20 protein-coding genes, 1 tRNA gene and 1 pseudogene are annotated in these 22,429 nt (G+C 43.7%); 16 read left to right on the top strand and 6 right to left on the bottom strand.

Features of this window, described 5'->3' with window-relative positions; translation table 11 throughout:
- From AZI86_RS05735 to AZI86_RS05725, 3 genes are all read right to left on the bottom strand, one after another.
- Entirely contained in the window at nucleotides 1-918 is a 918-nt protein-coding gene (locus AZI86_RS05735) for a trypsin-like serine peptidase (RefSeq protein ID WP_061834108.1), read from the bottom strand.
- Nucleotides 919-1,223: 305 nt separating this feature from the next.
- Entirely contained in the window at nucleotides 1,224-1,613 is a 390-nt protein-coding gene (locus AZI86_RS05730; RefSeq protein ID WP_061834107.1) for a response regulator, read from the bottom strand.
- Entirely contained in the window at nucleotides 1,610-3,064 is a 1,455-nt protein-coding gene (locus tag AZI86_RS05725) for a sensor histidine kinase (RefSeq protein WP_253715779.1), read from the bottom strand. The genes AZI86_RS05730 and AZI86_RS05725 overlap by 4 nt, the downstream gene beginning before the upstream one ends.
- Nucleotides 3,065-3,467: 403 nt before the next feature.
- Between AZI86_RS05725 and lon the strand changes: the two genes are divergently transcribed.
- The 16 genes and pseudogenes from lon to AZI86_RS05650 all read left to right on the top strand — a co-directional run bounded on the left by lon (nucleotide 3,468) and on the right by AZI86_RS05650 (nucleotide 20,283).
- Nucleotides 3,468-5,963, top strand: coding sequence for an endopeptidase La (lon, locus tag AZI86_RS05720; protein ID WP_061834106.1), 2,496 nt, complete (start codon nucleotides 3,468-3,470; stop codon nucleotides 5,961-5,963).
- Between the two features lie 227 nt (nucleotides 5,964-6,190).
- Nucleotides 6,191-7,294: a winged helix-turn-helix domain-containing protein gene (locus AZI86_RS05715; protein ID WP_061834105.1), complete on the top strand. Its 1,104-nt coding sequence runs from the start codon at nucleotides 6,191-6,193 to the stop codon at nucleotides 7,292-7,294.
- Between the two features lie 11 nt (nucleotides 7,295-7,305).
- Entirely contained in the window at nucleotides 7,306-7,878 is a 573-nt protein-coding gene (locus tag AZI86_RS05710; RefSeq protein ID WP_061834104.1) for a hypothetical protein, read from the top strand.
- A gap of 41 nt (nucleotides 7,879-7,919) precedes the next feature.
- On the top strand, nucleotides 7,920-8,615 hold the full coding sequence (locus AZI86_RS05705; RefSeq protein WP_081111797.1) for a response regulator transcription factor: 696 nt from the start codon (nucleotides 7,920-7,922) through the stop codon (nucleotides 8,613-8,615).
- A 117-nt stretch (nucleotides 8,616-8,732) separates the two neighbouring features.
- Nucleotides 8,733-10,340: a methyl-accepting chemotaxis protein gene (locus AZI86_RS05700; RefSeq protein WP_061834102.1), complete on the top strand. Its 1,608-nt coding sequence runs from the start codon at nucleotides 8,733-8,735 to the stop codon at nucleotides 10,338-10,340.
- Between the two features lie 158 nt (nucleotides 10,341-10,498).
- Nucleotides 10,499-10,574, top strand: a tRNA-Val gene (locus AZI86_RS05695).
- 320 nt (nucleotides 10,575-10,894) lie between these two features.
- A pseudogene (locus AZI86_RS19525) lies at nucleotides 10,895-11,416 on the top strand (MCP four helix bundle domain-containing protein); the annotation flags it as partial.
- A gap of 114 nt (nucleotides 11,417-11,530) precedes the next feature.
- Nucleotides 11,531-12,322 (top strand): methyl-accepting chemotaxis protein, encoded by a 792-nt coding sequence (locus AZI86_RS19520; protein ID WP_437340123.1) that lies wholly within the window; start codon nucleotides 11,531-11,533, stop codon nucleotides 12,320-12,322.
- A gap of 33 nt (nucleotides 12,323-12,355) precedes the next feature.
- On the top strand, nucleotides 12,356-12,991 hold the full coding sequence (locus tag AZI86_RS05685) for a hypothetical protein (RefSeq protein WP_061834100.1): 636 nt from the start codon (nucleotides 12,356-12,358) through the stop codon (nucleotides 12,989-12,991).
- A gap of 98 nt (nucleotides 12,992-13,089) precedes the next feature.
- Nucleotides 13,090-13,890 (top strand): hypothetical protein, encoded by an 801-nt coding sequence (locus AZI86_RS05680; protein WP_061834099.1) that lies wholly within the window; start codon nucleotides 13,090-13,092, stop codon nucleotides 13,888-13,890.
- A 145-nt stretch (nucleotides 13,891-14,035) separates the two neighbouring features.
- Nucleotides 14,036-14,632 (top strand): RDD family protein, encoded by a 597-nt coding sequence (locus AZI86_RS05675; RefSeq protein WP_061834098.1) that lies wholly within the window; start codon nucleotides 14,036-14,038, stop codon nucleotides 14,630-14,632.
- An 82-nt stretch (nucleotides 14,633-14,714) separates the two neighbouring features.
- Entirely contained in the window at nucleotides 14,715-15,653 is a 939-nt protein-coding gene (locus AZI86_RS05670) for an AAA family ATPase (RefSeq protein ID WP_061834097.1), read from the top strand.
- Nucleotides 15,654-15,659: 6 nt separating this feature from the next.
- Nucleotides 15,660-17,576 carry an ankyrin repeat domain-containing protein gene (locus AZI86_RS05665; protein WP_061834096.1) on the top strand — a complete coding sequence of 639 codons (1,917 nt, stop codon included), beginning with the start codon at nucleotides 15,660-15,662 and terminating at the stop codon, nucleotides 17,574-17,576.
- A gap of 6 nt (nucleotides 17,577-17,582) precedes the next feature.
- Nucleotides 17,583-18,095: a hypothetical protein gene (locus tag AZI86_RS05660; protein ID WP_061834095.1), complete on the top strand. Its 513-nt coding sequence runs from the start codon at nucleotides 17,583-17,585 to the stop codon at nucleotides 18,093-18,095.
- On the top strand, nucleotides 18,088-19,020 hold the full coding sequence (locus AZI86_RS05655; protein WP_061834094.1) for a hypothetical protein: 933 nt from the start codon (nucleotides 18,088-18,090) through the stop codon (nucleotides 19,018-19,020). Before AZI86_RS05660 ends, AZI86_RS05655 begins: the two co-directional genes overlap by 8 nt.
- A complete protein-coding gene (locus tag AZI86_RS05650; protein WP_061834093.1) occupies nucleotides 19,021-20,283 on the top strand; it encodes an adenylate/guanylate cyclase domain-containing protein in 1,263 nt (420 codons plus the stop codon). It abuts the gene before it with no gap.
- Between the two features lie 41 nt (nucleotides 20,284-20,324).
- Here AZI86_RS05650 and AZI86_RS05645 read toward each other — a convergent pair whose 3' ends face one another.
- The 3 genes from AZI86_RS05645 to nadA form a co-directional block, all read right to left on the bottom strand.
- Nucleotides 20,325-20,690 carry a hypothetical protein gene (locus AZI86_RS05645; RefSeq protein ID WP_253715776.1) on the bottom strand — a complete coding sequence of 122 codons (366 nt, stop codon included), beginning with the start codon at nucleotides 20,688-20,690 and terminating at the stop codon, nucleotides 20,325-20,327.
- 91 nt (nucleotides 20,691-20,781) lie between these two features.
- Nucleotides 20,782-21,315 carry a 4'-phosphopantetheinyl transferase family protein gene (locus tag AZI86_RS05640; protein ID WP_061834091.1) on the bottom strand — a complete coding sequence of 178 codons (534 nt, stop codon included), beginning with the start codon at nucleotides 21,313-21,315 and terminating at the stop codon, nucleotides 20,782-20,784.
- An 18-nt stretch (nucleotides 21,316-21,333) separates the two neighbouring features.
- On the bottom strand, nucleotides 21,334-22,302 hold the full coding sequence (gene nadA / locus AZI86_RS05635) for a quinolinate synthase NadA (protein WP_061835074.1): 969 nt from the start codon (nucleotides 22,300-22,302) through the stop codon (nucleotides 21,334-21,336).
- Nucleotides 22,303-22,429 lie beyond the last annotated feature (127 nt).

Raw genomic sequence — 22,429 nt, 5'->3', positions numbered from 1 at the left:
CTATTTAACTAATCCCATCTCTTTAAGTTCGGGAATTAATCCCAAGGGCATGATGTGATCCCCGGAAATTTGGTCGGGATCAGAAACCTTGCAGCTCTTCCCATCAGCCGTACAGTGATTCGTAATCCGGCATTGCTTGTCATTTGGATTATCCACTAAGCCTGCCGGATATCCGCGAACCAAAATACCGAACACTTCACCCTTATCGTTAAACACCGGAGAACCGGAGTTGCCTTCAAAGCCGGTGATTGCGGCGCGATCATAAGCGGCTTCATTAGAAAGGATCGTGCCTTTAGTGCTTATTTTCGGGCCTCCCAAAGGATGACCCACCATGGAAATAGTTTGGCCCGGTGAAGGGCGTGCCGAGGTCAGACTTAAAGGCTTTCGGTTGGTAACGGCCTTTTTTAATTTAATAATAGCAAAGTCGTCATCAAATCTGATCACGTGATCGTTAATAGGTTCGCTCTTGTGAGCGGTGTGGATGATCTTGTCGCAGGCATAGATATTTTCAGCCGGGATATTTTTAGTGATCACGCGACCGCTAGAATCCGCTTCAAAATCAAAATACCAAGAAAAGTCTGTGCAATAAGGATTAGCGACATTTCTTTCCTCACCGAAGTTAATGGCACAATGTCCAGCAGTCATCAGCAGATCGGGCGCAATTAAAAAACCTGTGCAGGACACGAAGAAACTTTGAGTATTGGCAAAGCGCTCACTTGAACACATGTACTGGTTATTCTGAATGGTGTCCGTATTAAGATTTACCAAGTTCGTAACTTGTTTTGAGGCCTCAATGGCCGTATTTGAGATCATGATAGCAATCGAACGGTTGCGAGTAAATTGGCGAGTGTCAGTTCCGTAAACGGCGGCAAAAGATGACGAAGAAAAGAAGAAAAAAATTGGCAGGAAGAGCTTCATAAGCAGCAACTTACTGCTTTATTAGCTCTCGTCCTAGGTTTCACTCCATAAATTGCACAATTTATAGGACTGTTTAAAGGTTAGACCTGAAACATGAAACCTGCAAGATTACAGACTCTAGAAATTCCGCTGCAAAGATGACTGAATTTTTCTTATCTTAGGTAACATCAAGCGGGTGTTCCATGGACGAGAAAATCTTTGCAGGACTTCTAACTTGCGCACTATTGATTGCATTTATATTTTCAATTGAGGCGTTGGCACAGATAAGTGTTGGCAGAGACCAAAGGGCCGCTATTGCAAAGTCTTTACCCGGCGATTTGAAGATCTTTAGCGAGCAAGTCCCCTAAAAGATGAAAATCCACAGGCTTACTTAAAAAACGTAAAGCGCCGAGGGTGTCGGCTTTGGTGCGATATTCCGGCGATTCATAGGCGCTGACCATGTAGACCGGGATATCGGGGTGGCCGGAGCGGACGCGTTTTAGTAACTCAAAGCCATCCATTTCAGGCATGTTGATATCTGAAAGAATGATATCCACGGTGGGATGCTCGGATTTATCGAGGTAAGTCAGGCAATCGCGCGCATTTAAAAATGAAACAAGATTCAGCTCACCCAATTGGGCAAACAGCTTCTTGAATTTCAATTTATAAAGAAGATGAGTGTCGGCCTCATCATCTACGATCACTATATGAATCATGTATTTGGTCTTTCGTGAGACAGCGGAAGAGATACCACAAACTCGGACCACTGCCCAAACTCACTAGTATATTTTAAAGTGCCCCCGTGTTTCTGAGCAATATTAAATGCAACAGTTAGACCTAGACCCGCACCCTCGCCGGCGGATTTTGTTGTCAGGAATGGATCAAAAATCTTTTCGCCTAAAACCCGCGGGATACCAAGGCCGTTATCACGAATAACAATATCCACCGAGTCAGCCCGAACGACCGTTGACAGGACAAGTTCTGGCTCAAAGCCTCTATTTACCAGATCCTTTTTCTCTAAAGCATAAATGGCATTGTCGATAATGTTCGACAATGCCCGAGTTAAAGAGGTCGCATAAACAGGAGCCATAGCTGATTTTTCAAGACGATAGCTGACCTTTGGTGGGACATAAGAAGATCCTAAGGATCGCGCTGCAATTGTTTCGTGATAGGCTTTTTTAAGAAGCTCATTTACATCTAGGACTTCAATCACATCACTTTCATACCCTGAAAGGATCTGCATGGATCGAACAATTTGATCAATGCGCTGACTGTGTTTTAAGACAACACGGCTGATTTCCTTCACTTCTTCTATATCTTCTGAATCAGTCAGCAATTCGCTGAAATTAAGAACAAAGTTTAACGGATTGCGGATTTCATGCGCGACACTTGCGGTAAGGCTTCCTAAAGAGGCCATTCGCTCTTGAGCTACCAATGTGGCTTGCATGCGTTTAATTTGCAGCATGGCTTTTTCCAAGCTTTCGTTTTTGGTGGAAAGTTGGTGAGTCCGTTCTTGCACCTTGTGCTCAAGGGCTTGATTGAGTGTCTCCAGCTTGGTGTTAGCCGTTAAAAGATCGCGGCGGAATAAATTGATCGACTCAACTAAGACATCCAATTCGTCTTCGCCTTCATGGCTAGGGCGATTTAAAATCAGGTCCTTATTTTCTTTGCGAGGATTTTTTCGTAAGTAGTTGGCAATATGTTGAATATGCACAACAAGAATTTGATTAAAGACGAAGTATAAACACAAAACTACAATCATGGTTTTGGCGGCTTGGCGCACAAAAATCCAAACGGCTTCTTGAAGATACTTGTTACGGAGGCTCGCCACGTCTAGTTCAACATCTAAGGACCCCAAAATCTCGTCCGTGTTTTTGTGATAGATGTCAAAGCGCTGTGAGCTCTGTTCTTGGGGTTTGGACTGACCAAATTCATAAATCACGTTGTTGTCGGCAACTAGACGCAAGTGACTGACGCCCTGGAGCCGGCTTAAACCGTCCAGCTGAATTTCTAGCAGTCTGGTGTCATAAGACCACAAGTGCTCGGCCATGGAATCCAGGTACGAGTTCTTAATGATCGTATAATTGTTCTGAAGTTTATCGAAATCGCGCTGGTAATCCATAGCCAGCTGAATAACGGTGAAAATAAGCGTGGCAAAGGAACTCACAGCCCAAGTGGCAATGAGGAGCTTTAACGAGAGGGAATTTCGTTTTAACCAACTTCTAGATTCTGACTGTTTCACCGTATTATTTATCGATCAAAAGCCTGTGAAAGGGCATGAAAATCTCCCTGTGTGCAATTACAATTAGGAAAGAAACTCGAAGTCTCCTTGGATCAGCCTATTTTTGGGCTAATATTAGCGGTTATTATAATGCATTCTTTTTGGGCATAAAAGCGTCCCTGTCGGGGGCCAGAACTGTTTTTTTTCTGTATATATTTACTTCCCAGTAATCGTTCACATAGTTAGACTAGAGCTAGGTTTTTAAAAGGTTAGAAGGAATTTAACCGACTTTAAACCGCTTGTGTCTAATGGATGCAAGGGCTCGATAACCCACAGGGAGGGAGAGGATATGAGCGAGGGAAAAGTTACACAACTACCACTTTTGCCCCTAAGAGATCTCATCATTTTTCCACACATGATGATGCCGTTGTTTGTAGGTCGCGAAAAGAGCATCAACGCTCTTGAAGAGGCTATGAGCAAACAAACTGACATCGTGTTGGCTGCGCAAAAAGATGCGAAAACCAACAACCCCGAGCCAAAAGATATTTTTGCCATCGGAACTGTCGGAACCATCATCCAACTTTTAAGACTTCCAGATGGAACTGTAAAAGTTTTGGTTGAAGGTAAACGTCGCGTAAAGATTAAGAATTTCGTGAACAACGAAAACTTCTTTATGGTCGCGGTGGAAAACCTAGACGAAGACAACACAAATATCGTGGAAGCCCAAGCGTTGGTTCGTTCGGTTAAGAGCACCTTTGAAACATATGTGAAGCTTAATAAACGCATTCCACCAGAGATTTTGATGCGGGTGTCGACGATCGAAAATCCCGGTGAACTTGCCGATATTATCGTTGCGCAATTGAATTTGAAACTTGAAGACAAACAAAATGTTTTAGAGATCATCGATGCTTCTAAGCGGTTGGAACATTTGTTGAACTTGATGACGGGCGAAATTGAGATCCTAGAGGTCGAAAAGAAGATCCGTACTCGCGTGAAAAAACAAATGGAGCGTTCTCAAAAAGAATACTACCTCAATGAGCAAATGCAGGCGATTCAAAAAGAACTTGGTGAAAAAGACGACTACCAAGCTGAATTGCAAGACTTAGAGATCAAAACTAAGAATAAAAAAATGTCTCAAGAGGCCAAAGACAAGGTCATGAAAGAGATCAAAAAACTTAAGATGATGTCACCTATGTCGGCAGAAGCAACTGTCGTACGTAATTACATCGACTGGGTTCTTTCACTTCCTTGGGCTGATTACTCTGAAGAAAAACATGACGTGAAGAATGCTCAACGCATTTTGGATAATGACCACTGGGGCTTAGAAAAAGTCAAAGATCGTATCCTTGAATACTTGGCCGTTCTTTCAATCTCTAAAGACATGAAAGGCCCTATCTTGTGCCTAGCGGGTCCTCCAGGAGTTGGTAAAACGTCTTTGGCAAGATCGATTGCAGAATCTTTGAACCGTCAGTTTGCGCGCATCTCTTTAGGTGGCGTGCGTGATGAAGCAGAGATTCGTGGTCACAGAAAAACATACGTCGGTGCGATGCCAGGTAAAATCCTGCAAGCTCTTCGTAAAGTGGATAAAGGTAATCCTTTAGTTCTTCTGGATGAAATCGATAAAATGGCCAATGATTTCCGTGGTGACCCTTCCGCTGCGATGCTTGAAGTCTTGGATCCAGAGCAAAACTCGAACTTCCAAGATCACTATTTAGAGCTTGAGTACGATCTTTCTAAAGTGATGTTCATTGCAACGGCGAACTCGTTGCACACCATTCCACGTCCATTGTTGGATCGTATGGAGATCATCAATTTAGAAGGTTATATTGAGCAGGAAAAATTCCATATCGCTAAGAACTATTTAGTGCCTAAGCAATTGGAAAACCATGGCTTGAAAGATTATAAAGTGACGATCAAGGATGAAACTATTCGCGATGTGATTCGTTACTATACCCGAGAGGCGGGCGTCCGTAATTTGGAAAGACAATTTGCGAACGTAGCACGTAAAGTAGCCAAAGAAATCGTGATGGGCGAAGCTGTAGAAACCTTCAAAGCAGATACGAAGACAGACAAAAAATCTTCGAAAAAAGCAACGAAGTCTACGGGCAAGACAGCCGCGGCTTCAAAAACTCAAGGCTTTGTGGTGACACCGCAAAAACTTGTAGAGTTGCTGGGCCCTCATAAATACAAATTCGGTATTATCGAAACGGAAAACGAAATCGGTATGACGAATGGTATGGCGTGGACTGAAGTGGGCGGTGACTTGTTGTCAGTCGAAGTGAGCGTAGTGCCTGGAAAAGGTAAGTTCACGGTGACAGGTCAACTTGGCGACGTTATGAAGGAATCATGTTCGGCAGCGATGAGTTACGTAAGATCGCGTGGCCCATTGTTTGGATTGGATAAAGAATATTTCTCTAATATCGATGTTCACATCCATTTGCCTGAAGGTGCTGTTCCTAAAGATGGTCCTTCAGCAGGTATCGCACTGACGACTTCGATTGTTTCGGCAATCATGAAGGTGCCAGTGAAACGGACTGTCGCGATGACGGGTGAGATTTCACTTCGTGGACGTGTGATGGCTATCGGTGGCTTAAAAGAGAAAATCTTAGCGGCTCACCGTGGTGGTATCAAAATCATCATCTGCCCTAAAGAGAACGAAAAAGATTTGAAGGACATCCCTAAGGACGTCATGAAAGATCTTAAAGTGATCTTGGTAGATCATGTGGATCAAGTATTGATCAATGCTTTGGACATCAAAAATCCAAAAGAGTTGTTCAAGCTGCAAAAAGAGCCACAATTTGGTATCAAAGCCCAATACACGGGCCAAGCCGTTCATCATCACTGAGATTGTAAAATCTTAAATTAACTTAAAAAGCCCCGGGTCAAACCGGGGCTTTTCTGTTTTAGAGTTCCAGCTCTCGTCAAGTCCCTGTTAAAGCTCATTAAATTCCTGAAATCAATTCTCATAATGCCCGAATTCTGGGCAGCTGTCCGCGTCTTACATTGACCTAACTCTGACAATCTGTAAAAACCTGTCCTTCACCTGATAGATGAATAAGTTTTGGAGTTGAAATGAATCAACTGGATCGAGTTTTTGAACTCGGCAAATTATACGCAGACCGAGGAGAATTCGGTCTCGCCGTCGAGCAACTGACGGAGGCGTCGAAGACGTCTTTTGCCGAAAAGAATTTCTCTCAGTACCTCAAGTGTATAAATCTCTTGCTGCGTATTTATGCAGAACGTGAACAATTTGAAGAAATAAATCTAACAAAAGAAAAACTTCAAGATCTTGTATTGAACGAAGGTTTCGAGCTGAACTCCAAAACTTACTACACGCTCGCAGTCTGTGCTTCATACAAGGGTCAAGTTGAGATCGCGATGGACTATTGCCAAAAAGCTTTGGCCATTGCTTTAGCTTCCGATAATAAAGAAGATATCTGTCACGCGATCTTCGGATTAGCGATGTGCTATTCTCATCCCTCGGTGGGCCGTTTGGCCGATGCTTTAAAGGAAATCTACAATTTAGAAGTGTTCTTCCAAGTTTATAAGATGCCGGATCTGCAAGCCTCTTGCCTATTCTTGAATGCGGATATTTTAAAACAAATGAAGAAATACGACGAAGCGATCGAAGTCTTGTGGAAAGCCTATGATGCCATAAAAGTGACTCGTAACGTGGTGATGTCAAATTATCTTATGGGTTCTATGGCCGATGCGTATTTTGAAATCGGCGATAAAGACATGGCTCGCACGTACATCAGCCTAGCTCAAAGATCGATTGATGGTGAAAACCAACGTCGTTTGGCTCGTATGGCGCGCGCCTTGACGGAAAAGATTGGTGGCGAGACCCAATCAAACTTTGACTTGATCTTTGATGAATCAAATCATTCAGTAGTAGAGAAAAAATTAGGCCGCATAGACTTTAAAAACCAATTTATTCTTTTGGATCTTTTGCGCTTGTTCGTTCAGAACCAAGGGCAGATTTACTCTAAGGAATATCTGGTCGAAAACGTTTGGAAGCAGCCTTATGATCCGGCTATTCATGACAACAAGATTTACGTGACAATCAAACGTTTGCGTAAGTTAATTGAACCGGATTACGAGAAACCGAAGTATATTTTTAGAGCCAAAAATGGCTATTACATGAATAAAGCTGCTCGAGTCCATTTCGAGCACTAGTGGGGGGATTCATGTTACGTTTATTATTAACAGCAGCTTTGGCAGCGGGAGCACTGGCGACTTCAAGTCCTTCGGTGGCTTCAACTATTTCTCAAGGTGACTATGAAGAGCATGTGATGCCAGCAAATGATCGCTGGGTTCCATGGCCGTGGTCAAGCCGCCAACCGATTCCTTGGTCTGATATCCAAGGTTTGTGGAAGGTCGAGCAAGATGACTTCATTTCTTATTTCTCATTTAAAGTGGTCACGCTTAAATCAACGGGTATTCGTCAGCTTCAAGTAAAACAATTTGACGGGGACTCTTGTAAGGTTCTTTCTAACGGTGTCGGTGTCGAGACCAATAAAAAGATCTTGGCGCAAATGACTAGCAAAAGTGGCAACATCTATCGTGTCGAATTGACGGCCTTTAGTGAAGAAGATCTTCGTAAAGAAGATATTCCACCACTTCGCGGAGGAATTCCAACTCGTGAAGCCATGGTTCTTTCTTTGAGTCCTATTGATTCTTCAGAAGTTTATCACATGCAAATTGTGAAGATCTCTGCTTTTGTAACTCAAAAATTCTGCTTCGAAGATATTCGCAAGTAAGACTTTGCGGGAAGGCGCAGATCACGCCTTCCCAAATATCTATGCATAGATTCAAAATTCTCATCGTCGAAGATGATCCAGACTTAAGAGACACCATGCGGCTTCTTCTAGAAGATAGCTACGACGTGTCTTGTGCTACGGATGGGCTTAACGGATTAAAAAATGCCTTAAGAAATCCTCCAGACCTAATCCTGATGGATCTTAAGATGCCTAATATGGACGGATTTGAAACATGTCGTCTTTTACGTGCCGATTCCGAATTTTCTGACATTTCTATTATCGTAGTTTCGGGATTCGTTTCTGATCAGGATCGTGTTCGCGCCCTTCAAGCTGGGGCCGATGATTTTATTTCTAAACCTTTTGAAACCAAAGAACTGTTACATCGAATTGCAAAACGTTTAAGCGAAAAAAACACATCGAAGTCTCAGGAGCAATTACTTCGTCGAGGAATTTTTAAATACAAATCCCTGCGATTAGATGCTGTCGAATTAAAAGCTTTTGTAAATGATGAGCCCGTTCACTTTAGTCAGGTTGAGTTTGGCATTTTGAAAATCTTGGTGGAAGGGGCAGAAACGGTGATTCCTCGCGAGGTTTTCATTTCCTCGCTGTGGCCAGGCCAAGAGGTTTCAAGCCGGATTATGGATGCTCACCTTGTCTCAATTCGAAACAAGCTTAAGGGGCAAGATCTTCAGATTTCCTCAGTTTACGGCAAGGGATATATTCTCAAGTCATCGTAAGTGCTTAAAACCACTAATCCATTACAATTCTATAAAGAAGTCTAAACAATCTAAAGAATTTATAACGGGCTCCGATAAATATTGGGTAAGTTAACGAAGTATACCTAAGGAGCCTTTATGAACGTTCGTCTAAGTCTCAAAGCGAAGCTCATAGCACTCTGTTTATTTATAAACTCGGTCGCTGTCATAGTCGGTTTGATTTCCTTTCTCGGTTTAAAAGATGTAGCTCAAAGTTATGAGCAAGTGGCCAATGTCGCTCTTCCAAATCTAGCGAGTGCCGACCAAATGTATTTGTCTTATAGAAAAGTGCGGATTGAATTAAGAACTTTGGGTTTGCCGGGGCTTTCAAAAGAACAAGCTGATAAATCGGTCGCAGGTGTTCGAGAAGCCATCGAAGAATATGAAGTAGCCAACGAAAAGTATGCGAGCCTTCCTTTCGCTCCTGGTGAAGAAGAGCTTTATAAAAAAGTTGATGAAGCCTGGCACGCCTTCAAAAATACAGGGGGAGTGGCCTTGAAGCTTTATGCCTCGGGAACTCAGGAAGACCGCGCTAAGCTCATGGAAATCTTCTTGGTGGAGTGCCCGGCAAAAGCAGAAGTTTATGGTAAACAAATGGATGCTCTCCAAAAGTTCATTCACCATAATAGTGAAACTTGGGTGGGTGAAGCACGCTCAGAAACAGACACTACAAATAAAATCATCTTATGGGTCATAATTCTTGGCTCTATAGGGGGCCTTGCTTGTGGTTCTTGGTTTGCCGTGAAGCTTTCAAAATCTATCGCCAATATTACGAAAACTTTGGCTGACGGTGCGGATCAAGTAAACCAGGCATCAACGCAAATTGCTACCTCAGCGCAAATCCTTTCACAAAGCTCGACCCAGCAAGCTTCTTCATTAGAAGAGACTGTGGCCACAATGGAAGAGCTAACGGCCATGGTAAAACTAAATACTGATAATGCTCGCCAGGCTGCCAGTCTTTCAGCGCAAACTCGTGACGTAGCGACCGCCGGGGAACAAAAAATTCAAACTTTAATTAAATCAATCGAAGCGATTTCAGAAGACTCGAAAAAAATCGCCGACATTACTTCAGTCATTGATGACATTGCCTTTCAAACAAATCTCTTAGCACTCAATGCCTCAGTGGAAGCGGCTCGTGCTGGTGAGCAAGGAAAAGGATTTGCGGTTGTGGCCGAAGCGGTACGCAACTTGGCACAGCGAAGTGCCGAATCAGCAAAAAGTATTTCCGCATTAATCTCTAGCAGTGTGGAGCGCATCGAGAAAGGGGCTCGCCAGGCATCGGAAAGCGGAGAAGTTTTAGCAGAGATCGTTCATTCGGCAAAAAAAGTTTCGGATTTGAACGGAGAGATTTCGACAGCCAGTGCGGAACAATCTAACGGGATCGTGCAAATCGGTAAAGCGATGAACCAGCTTGATCAGGTGACTCAAGAAAACGCCTCGGCTTCAGAAGAATCAGCGGCGGCTTCAGAGGAGTTATCATCGCAATCGGCGAATCTTAAAAACACGGTCCATTCTTTAAGCGTTATTATCGGGGTGAGCGAGCCGGTTGCGGAAACTGAAGCGATCCCACACGTAAAATCAGTGTCTTCAGCAGCCCCAGCTCTGAAGACCTTTAAACCGAAGAATTCAGCGAAATCATTGGCTTCTGAGCTTATTCCCTTTGAAGACCCAGGGACCAGAACCGTTGGAACCCTCAAAGGCTTCTAAGTGGATAAGCGCGTCACACTTGCGCGGGTCTTTTGAGACTTAGGCGGCCCGCGCAAGGGGTGGCGATTTGAAAAAAACGGCAAAAATACAAAATATCCGAAAAAAGAGATTGCCTTTATCCCCACTCAGAATTAAAAAATGGACCTTCTACACGACATAGGGAGTTAGCTCAGTTGGTAGAGCGCCACCCTTACAAGGTGGATGTCGCAGGTTCGAATCCTGTACTCCCTACCAATTAAAAAGCCGCCATAGAGCGGCTTTTTTAATTTCTGCCTTCACTCCGGCGCTGCCGGAGTAGGTTTCTGAATTTTCCCGCCATATTCGACATTTTGGGGTTTGTCGTTTTCTGCCGCTGGCGGAAAACTCCTGGGACTTTGGTTAGATAATTTAGGTCCAAGTTCTCAAGCTTTCTTGAACTCTGTCATAAGCCCGGACCAACGGGCTTATTCATTTAAATTTCTGTAAGGAAGCCCGCGGCGGGCCGGAACCTCTATAATCTGAAAAAGCTTCTGCCGATAATATTAGGAGTTCTAATAACTACTTTTAGGAAGCATATGAAGTTCACGATCAAAAAACAATTGGGTCTGCTAGTTTGTGGTTTTTTAGTGGTGCTGACCGTTGTTTCGGTTTTTTCTTTTATCAACTCTACCAGCTTAATGGCCGATTTTGATAACGTCGCTGACGTGCAGTTGCCGGCAGTTCGTAACATGACTTTGGCAGATATGATGCATGATGGATTAAGATCTGTGGTTCTAGCGTCTTTATTGGCAGCTGAAGCAAATAATCAAGAAGGCCTCAAGGCCATCAAAGAAGAAACCAAAGAAAAAGCCGCTGACTTTACGAAATATCTGACAGAATTAGAAAAACTTCCTTTGAATCCAGCTACGAAAGCCGCCATCGCTGAAACCAAACCTGAAATGGAAAAGTACATCGCGCAAACACATCAGATCGTCACTTTAGCCAATGAGCAGGGCTTTCAAGTTGCTAAGTCGCAGCTGCCTGAATTCGATAAAATGTTTAAAGTTCTTGAAGGAAAAATGGAGACCTTAGGTGAGCTGATTGAAAAAGACGCGGATTCAGCCCACGCGGCGGGCGGAGTTTATCGTAGTTTGAATGTTATTATATCTATCGTCGGTGGTCTGTTCTGTCTTATCGTGGGGGCCTTCGTAAGTTTAAGCTTAATTAAAAAAATGACGAGCTTCGCCGAAAGAATTCAAAGTGCCGGGGAGTCTTTGGCCAGTGCAAGCGGGCAGTTAAGTGCCGCAAGTCAAAGTCTGGCTTCTGGGGCGACGGAATCCGCAGCCTCACTTGAAGAGACTGTCGCTTCTTTAGAAGAACTTTCTAGCATGGTGAAATTGAATTCAGAAAATGCACACAAAGCCTCGACGCTTTCAAAAGACAGTTTGGAAAACTCGCGCAAAGGGGCTGAGTCTGCTAAAAAACTCACAGCTTCGATGAATGCCTTAAAGGATTCTTCAAAAAAAATGGAAGAAGTTATCCAAGTCATCGACGACATTGCTTTTCAGACAAATCTTTTAGCGCTTAATGCTTCGGTCGAAGCAGCGCGTGCCGGAGAAATGGGAAAAGGTTTTGCCGTCGTTGCTGAAGCTGTCAGAACTTTAGCGCAACGAAGTGCTGATTCAGCCAAAGACATTTCGGTCATGATCAAGGAAAGCGTCGAACGCATTAATGAAGGCGGTCAGATTGCGCATGAAAGCGGAAAAATCATCGAAGGTTTCTTAGCGGCCGCTAGCGCCGTGGATGAAATCAACTCGAATATCTCTCAAGCCAGCCAAGAACAGTCCCAAGGAATTTCGCAGATCAATCAGGCTATGAATAATGTGGACCAGTCGTCACAATTGAATGCCCAAGTGGCGCAAGAGGTCGCTCATAACAGCGATAAAATGGCCCAGCTTTCTGGCGGCATGCAGGATCTGGTTTCTGAGTTGAACCAGCTCTTGACCGGGAAGGCAAAATCCTAATAAAACGGACTCCTTAGATTAAAGGAGTCCTCCATGAATTTACTTGAACTCGTTAAAGTTCCTGACGAACAACGTGACCACAAGTGGGAGATCGACTTCTTTATGGCGATCACTCAATCAAACTTAAACCTGATTCATGAAGCTCCTCAAAAAGGCCCGGATGGTTGGCCTTACCTGTTAGCCGAAACTTCGGCTGAAGCCACAGAACCAGCAAATAAGATCATGCAATGGTTGGCGATGAAAGGTGTGGGCCTAGCCGTGAACCCGCGCAAGGACTATCCAGATTATGTTTTTACTTACGGCATGCTTTGGCATTTCAAAGAAACAGGATTGTTTTATCGCACGGCTGATGAAGCGCCGGTAGGCACAATGGAGCTTGAAAGAGGCCAAGGCCTGCACGCGGGTCCACCGGCACCCCATTATCTTCCACAATACGTGCGCAATATCTTAAAGCAATTCTTCTTAGATCAAAATGTTATGCGTCCCCGTATTTTGGTGATGAGCCAAGATCGTAAGAATTACGATTTAGCATTCTCTTTAGAGTCCCTGGGAAATCCGCCGACCAAAGAGCATCAGGGCATTGCAGAAGCGATCAGTTGGTTCTTACCACCACATTATTCGTTGCTGTTGGTATCTGAAATCGGTCTTCCAGAGTTTTCAGATTTATAAAACAGTTTTTCAGATCAAAATGATACTCGGGGTTTGAGAATCCTGAGTTTTCAACTCGCGCTCCATTTTCTCCGATAAATGTCCTTACAGAGGTGTTTATGTCCAGTGGGAAGAAAAGCGAAAAAGATCTTATCGCCGAATTTGATGAAATGTTGCGAGACCATAAGGCTGATGTAAAAAAAGCCGATGAAAAGCCACTGACTTTAGGTTCAGAAACTCGCTCTGATTTAACGAAATGGTTACGACCTTTTATGAAGCATAAAATGGGATCTACCGATGATGATCAGGTGGATGCTGTGAATGTCTGCATTGAACCATCAGCCGATGGGAAATCCGGAATTGTGAAAGTGCTTGTTTTTTCTGGCGTGTCTCTTCCCTCATTGCCAACCACTTTTTGGATAAAAAATAAGTCGGCCCCTTTCCTTTGTGAGAGTGGCGGGCCGTCGAAATGGCATGAAGGGACAGTGAGAGTTTTGAAACAAGACGAGGCATCGCGAGAAATAATGACGGTGCCGTATTTTTATATGGAAAAAAGTGTCAGCATTGTTTCGGTTGATCCATCTAAACTCCAGGTCGAATTTGAAAAATCAGTGATGGAAATCGGCGAGCATGAACCGCATCTAAAACTTTTACTTTGTGAAAGTGTTTATAATATGTCCCGCCAAGAGGAATTCAAAGCCATGGTTGGTCTAAAAAATCCCGAAAGTTTGTCTTCGGTTTTCAAAGCGCAGTACCAGCAGAAAATGAAAGAATGGGATTTAAAGCTAAAACAAAAGACACCGAACCAAATCAAACATCGCGAAGATTTTTTTGTATCAAATAAAGATCTTTCGCAATCACTACTTTCACAAGATCAGGTGAACGAACTGTTAAGCCATGCGCTTAAGAAATCTTCTTGAACAATTTGAACATCGCTTGAGCAAGTTAAAGAGAAATAAAAATTTAATTTTATTCGTAACATAATTCACTTCAGATGAATTGGACGATTGTCGAAAATAAATAAACATAGGTCACTGGTTTAAAAATATAATAAAGGAGAATGGTGTGTCCCACCCCGTAGAGTTAGCTTCGAAAACACAAAGATCTTTTGCACGTTTGGTCGGTTTTGTTACCGACAACCCTTGGGTGAATGTTATGATTCTAATCTCTGGAATCGCAAGCATGCGCCATCAACCCTTCCAAGGTTTTATCTTTGCGGCGATGGGGGCGGGCTTGGTATATGGTTATTATCACTTCGGGAAAATGGGAACATCCATTTCAAAAGCATTGTTTGGGTTGCAAGTAGTAAGCGCCGAAACGGGAAAACCCGTTGGTCTTGGTAAGATGTTCTTCCGCGACTTTGTGGTGGTTTCAATGGCCTGGATGTACGTAGCTTATTTTGGTCTTTTATTGATGGCGATCTTTCAACCCTCGACCGCACGCAACCGTACCGAGGAAAGAATTGAAGACGCGCAAAGAGCAGTAGCAACGGCGGCGGCAGTCGGAAGTGCAACCGCCATTTTCAAAAGTGGAGCGTTGTTTAAGCATGACAACTGGTTCAAAACTACCGTGGTTAAGAAACCTTTATCGGCCATAAAAACTGAATTTCTTGAAGATTCATCTGCGCCTTCAAAACTTGAAGGCATGTCGCGCGCATCTTAATTGATGGCTGGCCTCGACTTTTTTTAAATTGCTCACCTCCTGAATCATTCTTAGCTTTAAGTGATGTTCAGGAGGTTATTAAGTGGTTTTTGACGAAAGCCGAATCAAAAAGATCGCTGCCCTTGCCAGCGCATCTAAGCAAGATCAGAAGAAAACGTGGACTGCGACAGCAATTTTTGAAAGGCTGGATCAAGCAATCATTGGCAATGAGCGATACAAAAAAGTATTAGCAAGTTGTCTTTCTAGTTACCTCAGCGAAGCCAAGCAAAGAAATCATCTATTGGTATTTGGTCCTTCGGGCACGGGTAAAACATATCTTTTAGAACAAACCTTGCCTGACTTCGGGCTTCCTTATGTAGTCATTGATTCTAGTTCGCTTGTGCCTTCAGGTTATGAGGGCAATACGCTTACTAAATCACTTACAGAATTCTATTCCACCAATATGGGCGCCTCTGATCGGGCGATCATCGTGATGGATGAATTTGATAAGATTTCTGAAAAAGCTAATGGCGGTGACACCCATAAAAGTCATTCCATCCAAGGCGAGCTTCTGACAAACGTACAAGGAAAAAAGGAGGGAGCGATTGATACCCGTAATTCCCTTTGGATATTCCTTGGGGCTTTCGCTTATTCGGATGAAATGAAACAGATTCCTCCAAAGATGGTAAAAAACGACCTTCTTAAATATGGTTTTAAAAACGAACTTTTAGGACGTATCACCCGCGATACAAGTACCGACATTCCTTCAGTGGAAGATGTTGTCAAACGGGTGGTCAAGCATCCATCACTGATTACCTTCATGGACGAAATGAAATTAGAAGGATTTGATCCAGTGGATTTCGAAGACGAAGCGATCCTTTTTTTATCACAAGCCGCGCAGGATCCCCGCTATGGCATGCGCATCATTCCGAGTCTACTAGGAATGATCAAAGATGAAGCGATTTTCAGTAAGGATATTGAAAAAGGGGCTTTCATCGTAACGGCGGATTTAGTTAAAAAAATTAAAGAAGACAACATGTAGAGGCTGATGATGATTAATGCGATTTGGTTAGAAGCAAATTGGAAAAAGGGACTTTGGATTACAAACTTTGCAATGGCGGCCCTGGTATGGGGATTAGCTTGGGTGGATATTTATCAAGTGCAAATGCCTGGCGTGATGACGCTTTTGCATCTGATTCAGTTTGTGGTTCTGGGTGCTTCTGCTTTTGCCTTGTTTAAAGAAAACGTTGTTTCTCAACGAATAATGGATATGGCCATGAACCATAAGGCAGTCATTGCCCTAAAAAGGAACGATTTCGAAGGATTTAAAAAAGCGGTTTTGGCCGACAAGGCGATCATAAAAACTCTTTTTTCGAATGGCAATTCCTTGTTAGGCGCGGCGGCTTATCATGGCAACTCAAAGATGGTGCAGTTTTTAATGGAACAGGGTGCTGATGTCATGGCGCTTACGACCACGGGAAATTCTCCGCTGGCAGAAGCAGCTTTTTCAGCTTCCAACCTGACGTATGAGTTGATCAGAAAAAAATTAACTGACGCCCAAGTCAGTCAGATTGCTCACTCTATGGGTATTTCAGAGCTATTTTTTGCGGCTTATGAAGGAAAAACAGAAAAAGTGAAACAGCTGGCGACCAGAGCCAATGTGAATCAGGCCATCTTAAATGGTGTGACTCCGTTGCATTTGGCCGTTTTAGGAACTCGCAACTCTGAAATTATCGAATTGTTAGTAAACTTAGGCGCAAATCCGAACGCAATTTGCCATCTCGCTATTCGCAATGAAGGCGCGGACGTGGTTGAGGCCCAAGGTTTTTCTCCGTCAATGCTTGCAGTTCTTTTCAAAGATGCGGATTTGGCGCTGTTCTTTTATTCACGCAACCATGATTTAAGAGCCAACGACCGCGAAAAAGACCATGTCATGCTAGCTTGTGAGTTGGGTGTGGTTAAATACGTTGATGCTTTAATGGATGACTATGATTGGACTAGGAAAGATCGCCACAATAAGACGGCTTTAGATTATGCAAAGCAAGTCGGAAACCAAAGCTTGGTAAATAAGATCAATCAATATTTATCGTCGCAGTCTTCGGGTTCAGCAAAAAACTCTTCGGCAAAACCGAAGGTCAGTGCGAGCCTCAATTCTTCTAAAACGATGAATATCACGAATGATCAAATCGAAACCCAGATCGCGATGAGCCTGGAAGGTCTGGTTGGCTTTGATAACTTTATTCAGAACCTGTCGCATGAAATTGGCGATTTCTTAAGAAAACAACCAGGTGAAAGTAAAGGGGTTGTCGTGTGGGGCGATGCTTCGGTCGGTAAGACTGAATTTGCCCAACGCCTAGCGGGTTTAAAACAAGACTTCAATATTCCTGGTTTAAACTTGGATGGAGTGGAAGTGAAATACATCGCTTGTTGTGATGGTCAAATCGACATCGCTAAAGAAGCTAATGAAGCACAAGCAAAAAGTATTATTATCTTGGATGAAATCGATAAGTTTTTTAATCCCAAGTCTGGAATTGTCGATGAATCACAAGCGAAAAAACTACGTACATCGATTGTTACTAACTTTCAAAATAAACCTATCTTTTGGATCTTTGCGGGAACTTTCCATGATCTTCGCGGAAAAAACCGTCTGAATGAAAAAGAGCTTTCACAAGTTCTCGGAACAGAACTGACATCACGTTTAGATTTCGCTGACTGGCAGCTGCCAAGCTGGAGTTTGGAATCTTTATTAACGGCGGGACAACATTTCCTAAACCGCGATCAAGCCGTTGTTAAATATGACGACGAAGGCATGCTGATCTTAGTACAGCAAGCTCTTGATTCAGGTGGAGGAGTGCGCATGCTGCAAAAATATCATGATTACTTCAAACGTCAGGCCTCTAAAAAAGGCGAGATGGTCAGTGTTACAAGCAATGAAGCCAAAGATTATTTGAAGATGTTGACGTAGTTTAAGATGGACGCAAAAAAAGATTTACAAAAAGCCAAGGCGCCTGAACACAGTCAGGATAAAAAGACGAGCACTTCCACTGGAAGTTCATCGTCGTCGGTATCATCTTCCGCGGGTACGCGCAGTCAGCCTGCAAAATCCGTTGATGAATCGATGAAAGAATTGGCGGGGATGTTTTTTCAAATTAAGCGTGCAGAATCTAGCGGCAAGGCTTTAACCCCGGCGCAGACCGAAAGAGCAAAAGAGCTGGTCGCGGATTTAAAAGCGGCAGAAGTCCGATTTTACGGCATCATTTCAAAGTGCTGGATATCGGGAAATGACTGCCACATGCTTAATGAAAGCTTAGAGATCATGAGGCATTTTCGACCCAATGAAGAAGTGCCTGAAGGATTCCAAAAGGCGCGAAGCTTGATTCCGGGGCTTCCCAGTCAAGTGGTGGCACTTATGGTTTATAGTAATCAAATACAATACTTATTTTTAGACGGATCAACTCAAGTTGCGGAGAGTTCGAATGCATAAAATTCTTGGAATTATCGCTGTTGCTGTAAATTGCTTTGCCTGGCTGGGGACGTTTGAGTCTTCCAGGGCCGCGGCCTATCGCGCGCGCCCCGAAATTGCGGCGGTTTTAAAAAAACAAGAGGCGGAAAAGTTAATCGAGGAAAAACGTTCTGAAAGCGCGGCCCTTGTTGGCGAAACGGTGCCGCATCAGGCGCCAGCAGTCACAGATGAAAAGTTGTTAACCGATAATGCCATCATAAGTGGTGAAGTCATGGCCGAGGCCAATGCGCAAGAATATCATTATACGATGGACATCCGCTTTTGGAAAACCGCACCAGACTCGATTGATCCTGGAAAGTGGAAAGCTCAAGTTGTCTTTATGAACTTGGAAAACTTGTATGTGGTCACGGTATTTAAAGCGGACCCGATTGTCCAAGACGGGGTGATCACTTTGAACTTAGAAGAAACCGATAAGTCTAAGGCGTTCAATGATTACAATTCTACGGATGTTCTAAGGTATGTTAGAAAAGTTGTTCTTACCGTCGACGCCAATGGCACCATCCGCGCGGGTGCTGAAGATGATGCAGGGGTTAAATGGAAATCGCGTGTGGAGCGTATAAATCCAAGTGCGTATGAAGGTTTAATGGGTACTTGGAAGGGCAAATTTGCTAATAATGTTCCCGCGAAAATCACTTTGCATGAAGAGGGTGGTCAGGTCGTAGGCGAAATGCTGTATCAGCACTCCGTTGGCGCATGTAAGGGAAAATTGAAAGGTTTGTTCAGACCCGGGGGCCAGATCGTATTACTAGGAGCGCCGATTAATGAGCATACAGCTTGTATTAGTAACTATGTTCTTAAAATAAAAAACCATGAAAACCAACTCGTAGGTGGTTACTATGACTACCAAACTCGGGAAGGTGCTGAAGAGTTTAAATTTTCTCGCTAGATGAGCAGCCGTACAAGAAGGTTTTTTATCGCCCTGGTTGGTTCGCTGCTGGGGCTTTTTGCGACTGAAAAGGTCGGATTTTTACAGCAATGGGATATCGCTTTATCGGCGGAATCTTTTTGGTGGTCTTTGCCCCTTTCCTTGTTCGCGGGATATGTTAACTTTTCTCTTTTTTCTAAATTTCCATTAAGAAAAGCCATTGAAAGAAGTTTGCTAAGCTGGTTTTCTTGCATGCTGACTGTTTTCGGTTTGCATCAGCTCGGTTTGGCTTTGCCCTTAGCGGCTTTGTCGAATTCATTTCTGTGGAGTGCTGTGGGCTTGATCTTTTTTGAGGCCGTGGTTGAAAAAAACCAGAGAGAATATTTGCTAAACGCCTTTAAGCACTACGTATCACCTCAACTCGTAGAATCTATTGCCGCTCATCCGCAAAAGCTGGGCTTGCAAGGAGAGAAGCGGGAAATATCTATTTTGTTTTCGGATCTTGAAGGTTTTACGGGCATTGCAGAAAAGACGGATCCAGATCAATTAGTGCAGTTTATGAATGAATACTTCACCGGCGTGAGCGAAATTATCTTCCGCTACGGGGGCACGATTGATAAATTTATCGGCGATGCGGTGATGGCATTTTGGAATGCCCCTATCGAAACTCGAGATCACGCCAAACTTTGTGCGGAGTGTGCGGCAGAAATGGCGGAGTTTTCAAAAACATTTTTACAAAAAAAATCAGTGACCATGCCGCTTTTGGCTGGGGGGACCCGCACGCGCGTAGGGGTAAATACCGGGGTCGCTATTGTGGGAAATATTGGATCTAAAGATCGGTTTTCCTACACGGTCATGGGTGATGAAATCAATTTAGCATCACGCCTAGAGGGACTAAATCAGTATTATAGGACGGATTGCATGATCTCTGGCTCGACAAGGTCGCTGATTCAGCAGCCCATCAAGGATTCCCGCGACCCCGAAAAAATCAAAGATTTTCGTTTGATTGATCGGGTGAAGGTCAAAGGCCGAGAAAAAGTCACCGAGCTTTATACGGTGTATGAGGTCCGGAGTGATATGCCGGGCGACTTCTTTGAGATCTATAAAAGGGCGTTTGAATTGTATCGCACGGGAAGCTTCCAAGCCGCTGCGGAAGGGTTTGACCAGGCATTAAGGTTAAGCCCCGAGGACGGTCCTTGTCAGGTTCTTAGGGATCGTTGTGTCGCGTTTAATAGAAAGCCGCCGCAAAGCTGGGACGGTGTTTTTGAATTCGAAAGCAAATAAAGCAGAAATAAAAAAGGGACCTTGATTTGGCCCCTTTTGCCTTAATCTAGCTCGCCTGGTTGAGGCAGCAAATCCATTAAACATTCGCGCCAGTATTCCGGAGCCTCATCGCTATAGTCGACAGCGATTTGGAAACCCTTTTTACCACTTAAAGTCGTGCGAGTAATCACGCCGGAAATTTCCAAATTCATTTCTTCAAGATGCATAAAAACGCGATCGCCAACTAAAACATCTAAAGAAAGATTTTTTCTTAACGCCGTGGGGATCAAATCGTCACGCTTTACTTGTAACAATAGGCCCGTTGAGGAGGCCTCGATGATTTCGCAATTTTTCGCGATCTTAGCGAAATCATCCAATGAAGTTAGATGCGTGATATGGATGGGAGAGACCTCTTTCCGTGGAGCCACTCTGCGATTGTATTTTGAACTTCCCATTTCTTACCTACCTTCTTCAAGGTTCTACGTCGTTACTTAACTGATCGGCAGGACCCGACCAAAGTTAAGTACGAAAGATAAAAAAGGAACAAGTATGATGTTTAGTATGAATGACAACTCCCCGGTTTTCAGAGGGAGAATCGAAGCTTTGAGGGTTCATCAGACGGCACGTCTCAGTTTGAGAATCAATTTTTTCCCAATCCCCTATAGAAATCTGTGAAATCACCGACGGCTGATTAAAGGTTTTAAGCGCCTTAAAGCAGGCCTCTTTTGCCGTCCACAAAGAAGCGGGCGAAGGGGCGTTAGTGACATCTTCTTTGGAGGACACGCGGGCTGCGATTCGTTCAAGCACTCTCGATGTTAGCTCGACATCGACACCGACAGGCTGTTTTGAATAAACCAACACGCCCATGCCCTCACTGTGTGAAATAGATGTATGCAGTCCGGGGTTGAGATTTTTAATCTTAGCTACTTCGTTATGAAGCAGTTCGCGATGTGAGGAGTTTTGACTGCCCCAAATGTCTTTAGCGATAAAGCTTAACGAATCATCTTGAAGGATTTTTTTAGCGGATTCCAAAAACGAGTTTAGATCATTCATTTTTGAAATCCATCCGCTTTATAAACTGAACTCTTGAGGCCACTGAACCGCTTTGCCACTGGTGATATCCATCATGCGGTCCAAAGACACTTGCGCTTTTACGCGCAAAGCTTCCTCTAAGCCGACTTGTGGTTGCAGGGTTTCAAGGGCGTGTTTGATTTTTTCCATGTTGTTCATTTTCATGTACGGGCAGTTGTTGCACGAACAACCCGCATCCAAAACCGGAGCTTGAATCAATTCAACATCAGGACGCAGTTTCTGCATTTGATGAAAGATGCCGGTTTCAGTGGCAACGATGAACTTTTTGGCTGGATTTTTTTGCACTTCTTCTAATAATCGCGAAGTCGAGCCAATCACAGACGCGTGTTGCAAAACCGAATCGTCACACTCGGGATGCGCAATCACCACAGCATCGGGATGTTGCAATATCAGTTCATACAATCTTTTGGCGTTGAAAAGCACGTGAACTTCGCAAGCCCCTGGCCAAAATTCAAACTGACGATCTGGCATTTTTTTAGAAAGCCAACGGCCTAAATGCTGATCAGGCCCAAAAAGAATTTTGCGATCTTTAGGAATAGCGCCAACGATTTGTTCGGCATTAGAAGAAGTGATAATTACGTCTGAAATAGATTTCACTTCCGCACTTGAATTGATGTACGTCACCGCAATACCATCGCGGTGCTTGCGACGCCAATCAAGATAACGCTCGTAAGGAGCACCCTTCACCAAGGAACAAGAAGCTTCAAGATCAGGAACCAGAACTGTTTTTGTTGGATTAAGAATCTTCACGCTTTCAGCCATGAAAACCACACCCGCCAACAAAATCACTTTTTGTTCTACCTTTTGCCCCATTTTAGCCAAAAAGAAACTATCACCCACATGATCAGCAATATCCTGAATATCACCATCTTCATAATAGTGAGCCAAGATCACCGCATCTTTTTCTCTTTTCAACCGCTGAATATCAGCCGCAATATCATAACTCATCGTCATCACCTCGGGTTCTCATTAGCGTAAGTGTAACCCAATTTAATAAATACGTGCCTCGTATATCACTATTAATCCTAAGCTCAAACACTTTAAATGATTGAGGCTAAGAGTAGGGTTTCAGTAC

The sequence above is a fragment of the Bdellovibrio bacteriovorus genome, from assembly GCF_001592735.1.
GTDB classification, from domain to species: domain Bacteria; phylum Bdellovibrionota; class Bdellovibrionia; order Bdellovibrionales; family Bdellovibrionaceae; genus Bdellovibrio; species Bdellovibrio bacteriovorus_D.
The sequence above is the reverse complement of the archived record's forward strand: the minus strand, read 5'-3'. Positions and strand labels throughout refer to the sequence as shown.

Excerpts from the sequence above, each read along its gene's own strand:
- AZI86_RS05715 (WP_061834105.1), top strand. The coding sequence starts at position 6,191 with ATGAATCAACTGGATCGAGTTTTTGAACTCGGCAAATTATACGCAGAC.
- AZI86_RS05735 (WP_061834108.1), bottom strand. The coding sequence starts at position 918 with ATGAAGCTCTTCCTGCCAATTTTTTTCTTCTTTTCTTCGTCATCTTTT.
- AZI86_RS05665 (WP_061834096.1), top strand. The coding sequence starts at position 15,660 with ATGATGATTAATGCGATTTGGTTAGAAGCAAATTGGAAAAAGGGACTT.
- AZI86_RS05730 (WP_061834107.1), bottom strand. The coding sequence starts at position 1,613 with ATGATTCATATAGTGATCGTAGATGATGAGGCCGACACTCATCTTCTT.
- AZI86_RS05705 (WP_081111797.1), top strand. The coding sequence starts at position 7,920 with ATGCATAGATTCAAAATTCTCATCGTCGAAGATGATCCAGACTTAAGA.
- AZI86_RS05650 (WP_061834093.1), top strand. The coding sequence starts at position 19,021 with ATGAGCAGCCGTACAAGAAGGTTTTTTATCGCCCTGGTTGGTTCGCTG.
- AZI86_RS05660 (WP_061834095.1), top strand. The coding sequence starts at position 17,583 with ATGGACGCAAAAAAAGATTTACAAAAAGCCAAGGCGCCTGAACACAGT.
- AZI86_RS05700 (WP_061834102.1), top strand. The coding sequence starts at position 8,733 with ATGAACGTTCGTCTAAGTCTCAAAGCGAAGCTCATAGCACTCTGTTTA.
- AZI86_RS05640 (WP_061834091.1), bottom strand. The coding sequence starts at position 21,315 with ATGAATGATCTAAACTCGTTTTTGGAATCCGCTAAAAAAATCCTTCAA.
- AZI86_RS19520 (WP_437340123.1), top strand. The coding sequence starts at position 11,531 with ATGACGAGCTTCGCCGAAAGAATTCAAAGTGCCGGGGAGTCTTTGGCC.
- AZI86_RS05685 (WP_061834100.1), top strand. The coding sequence starts at position 12,356 with ATGAATTTACTTGAACTCGTTAAAGTTCCTGACGAACAACGTGACCAC.
- nadA (WP_061835074.1), bottom strand. The coding sequence starts at position 22,302 with ATGAGTTATGATATTGCGGCTGATATTCAGCGGTTGAAAAGAGAAAAA.
- lon (WP_061834106.1), top strand. The coding sequence starts at position 3,468 with ATGAGCGAGGGAAAAGTTACACAACTACCACTTTTGCCCCTAAGAGAT.
- AZI86_RS05655 (WP_061834094.1), top strand. The coding sequence starts at position 18,088 with ATGCATAAAATTCTTGGAATTATCGCTGTTGCTGTAAATTGCTTTGCC.
- AZI86_RS05710 (WP_061834104.1), top strand. The coding sequence starts at position 7,306 with ATGTTACGTTTATTATTAACAGCAGCTTTGGCAGCGGGAGCACTGGCG.
- AZI86_RS05680 (WP_061834099.1), top strand. The coding sequence starts at position 13,090 with ATGTCCAGTGGGAAGAAAAGCGAAAAAGATCTTATCGCCGAATTTGAT.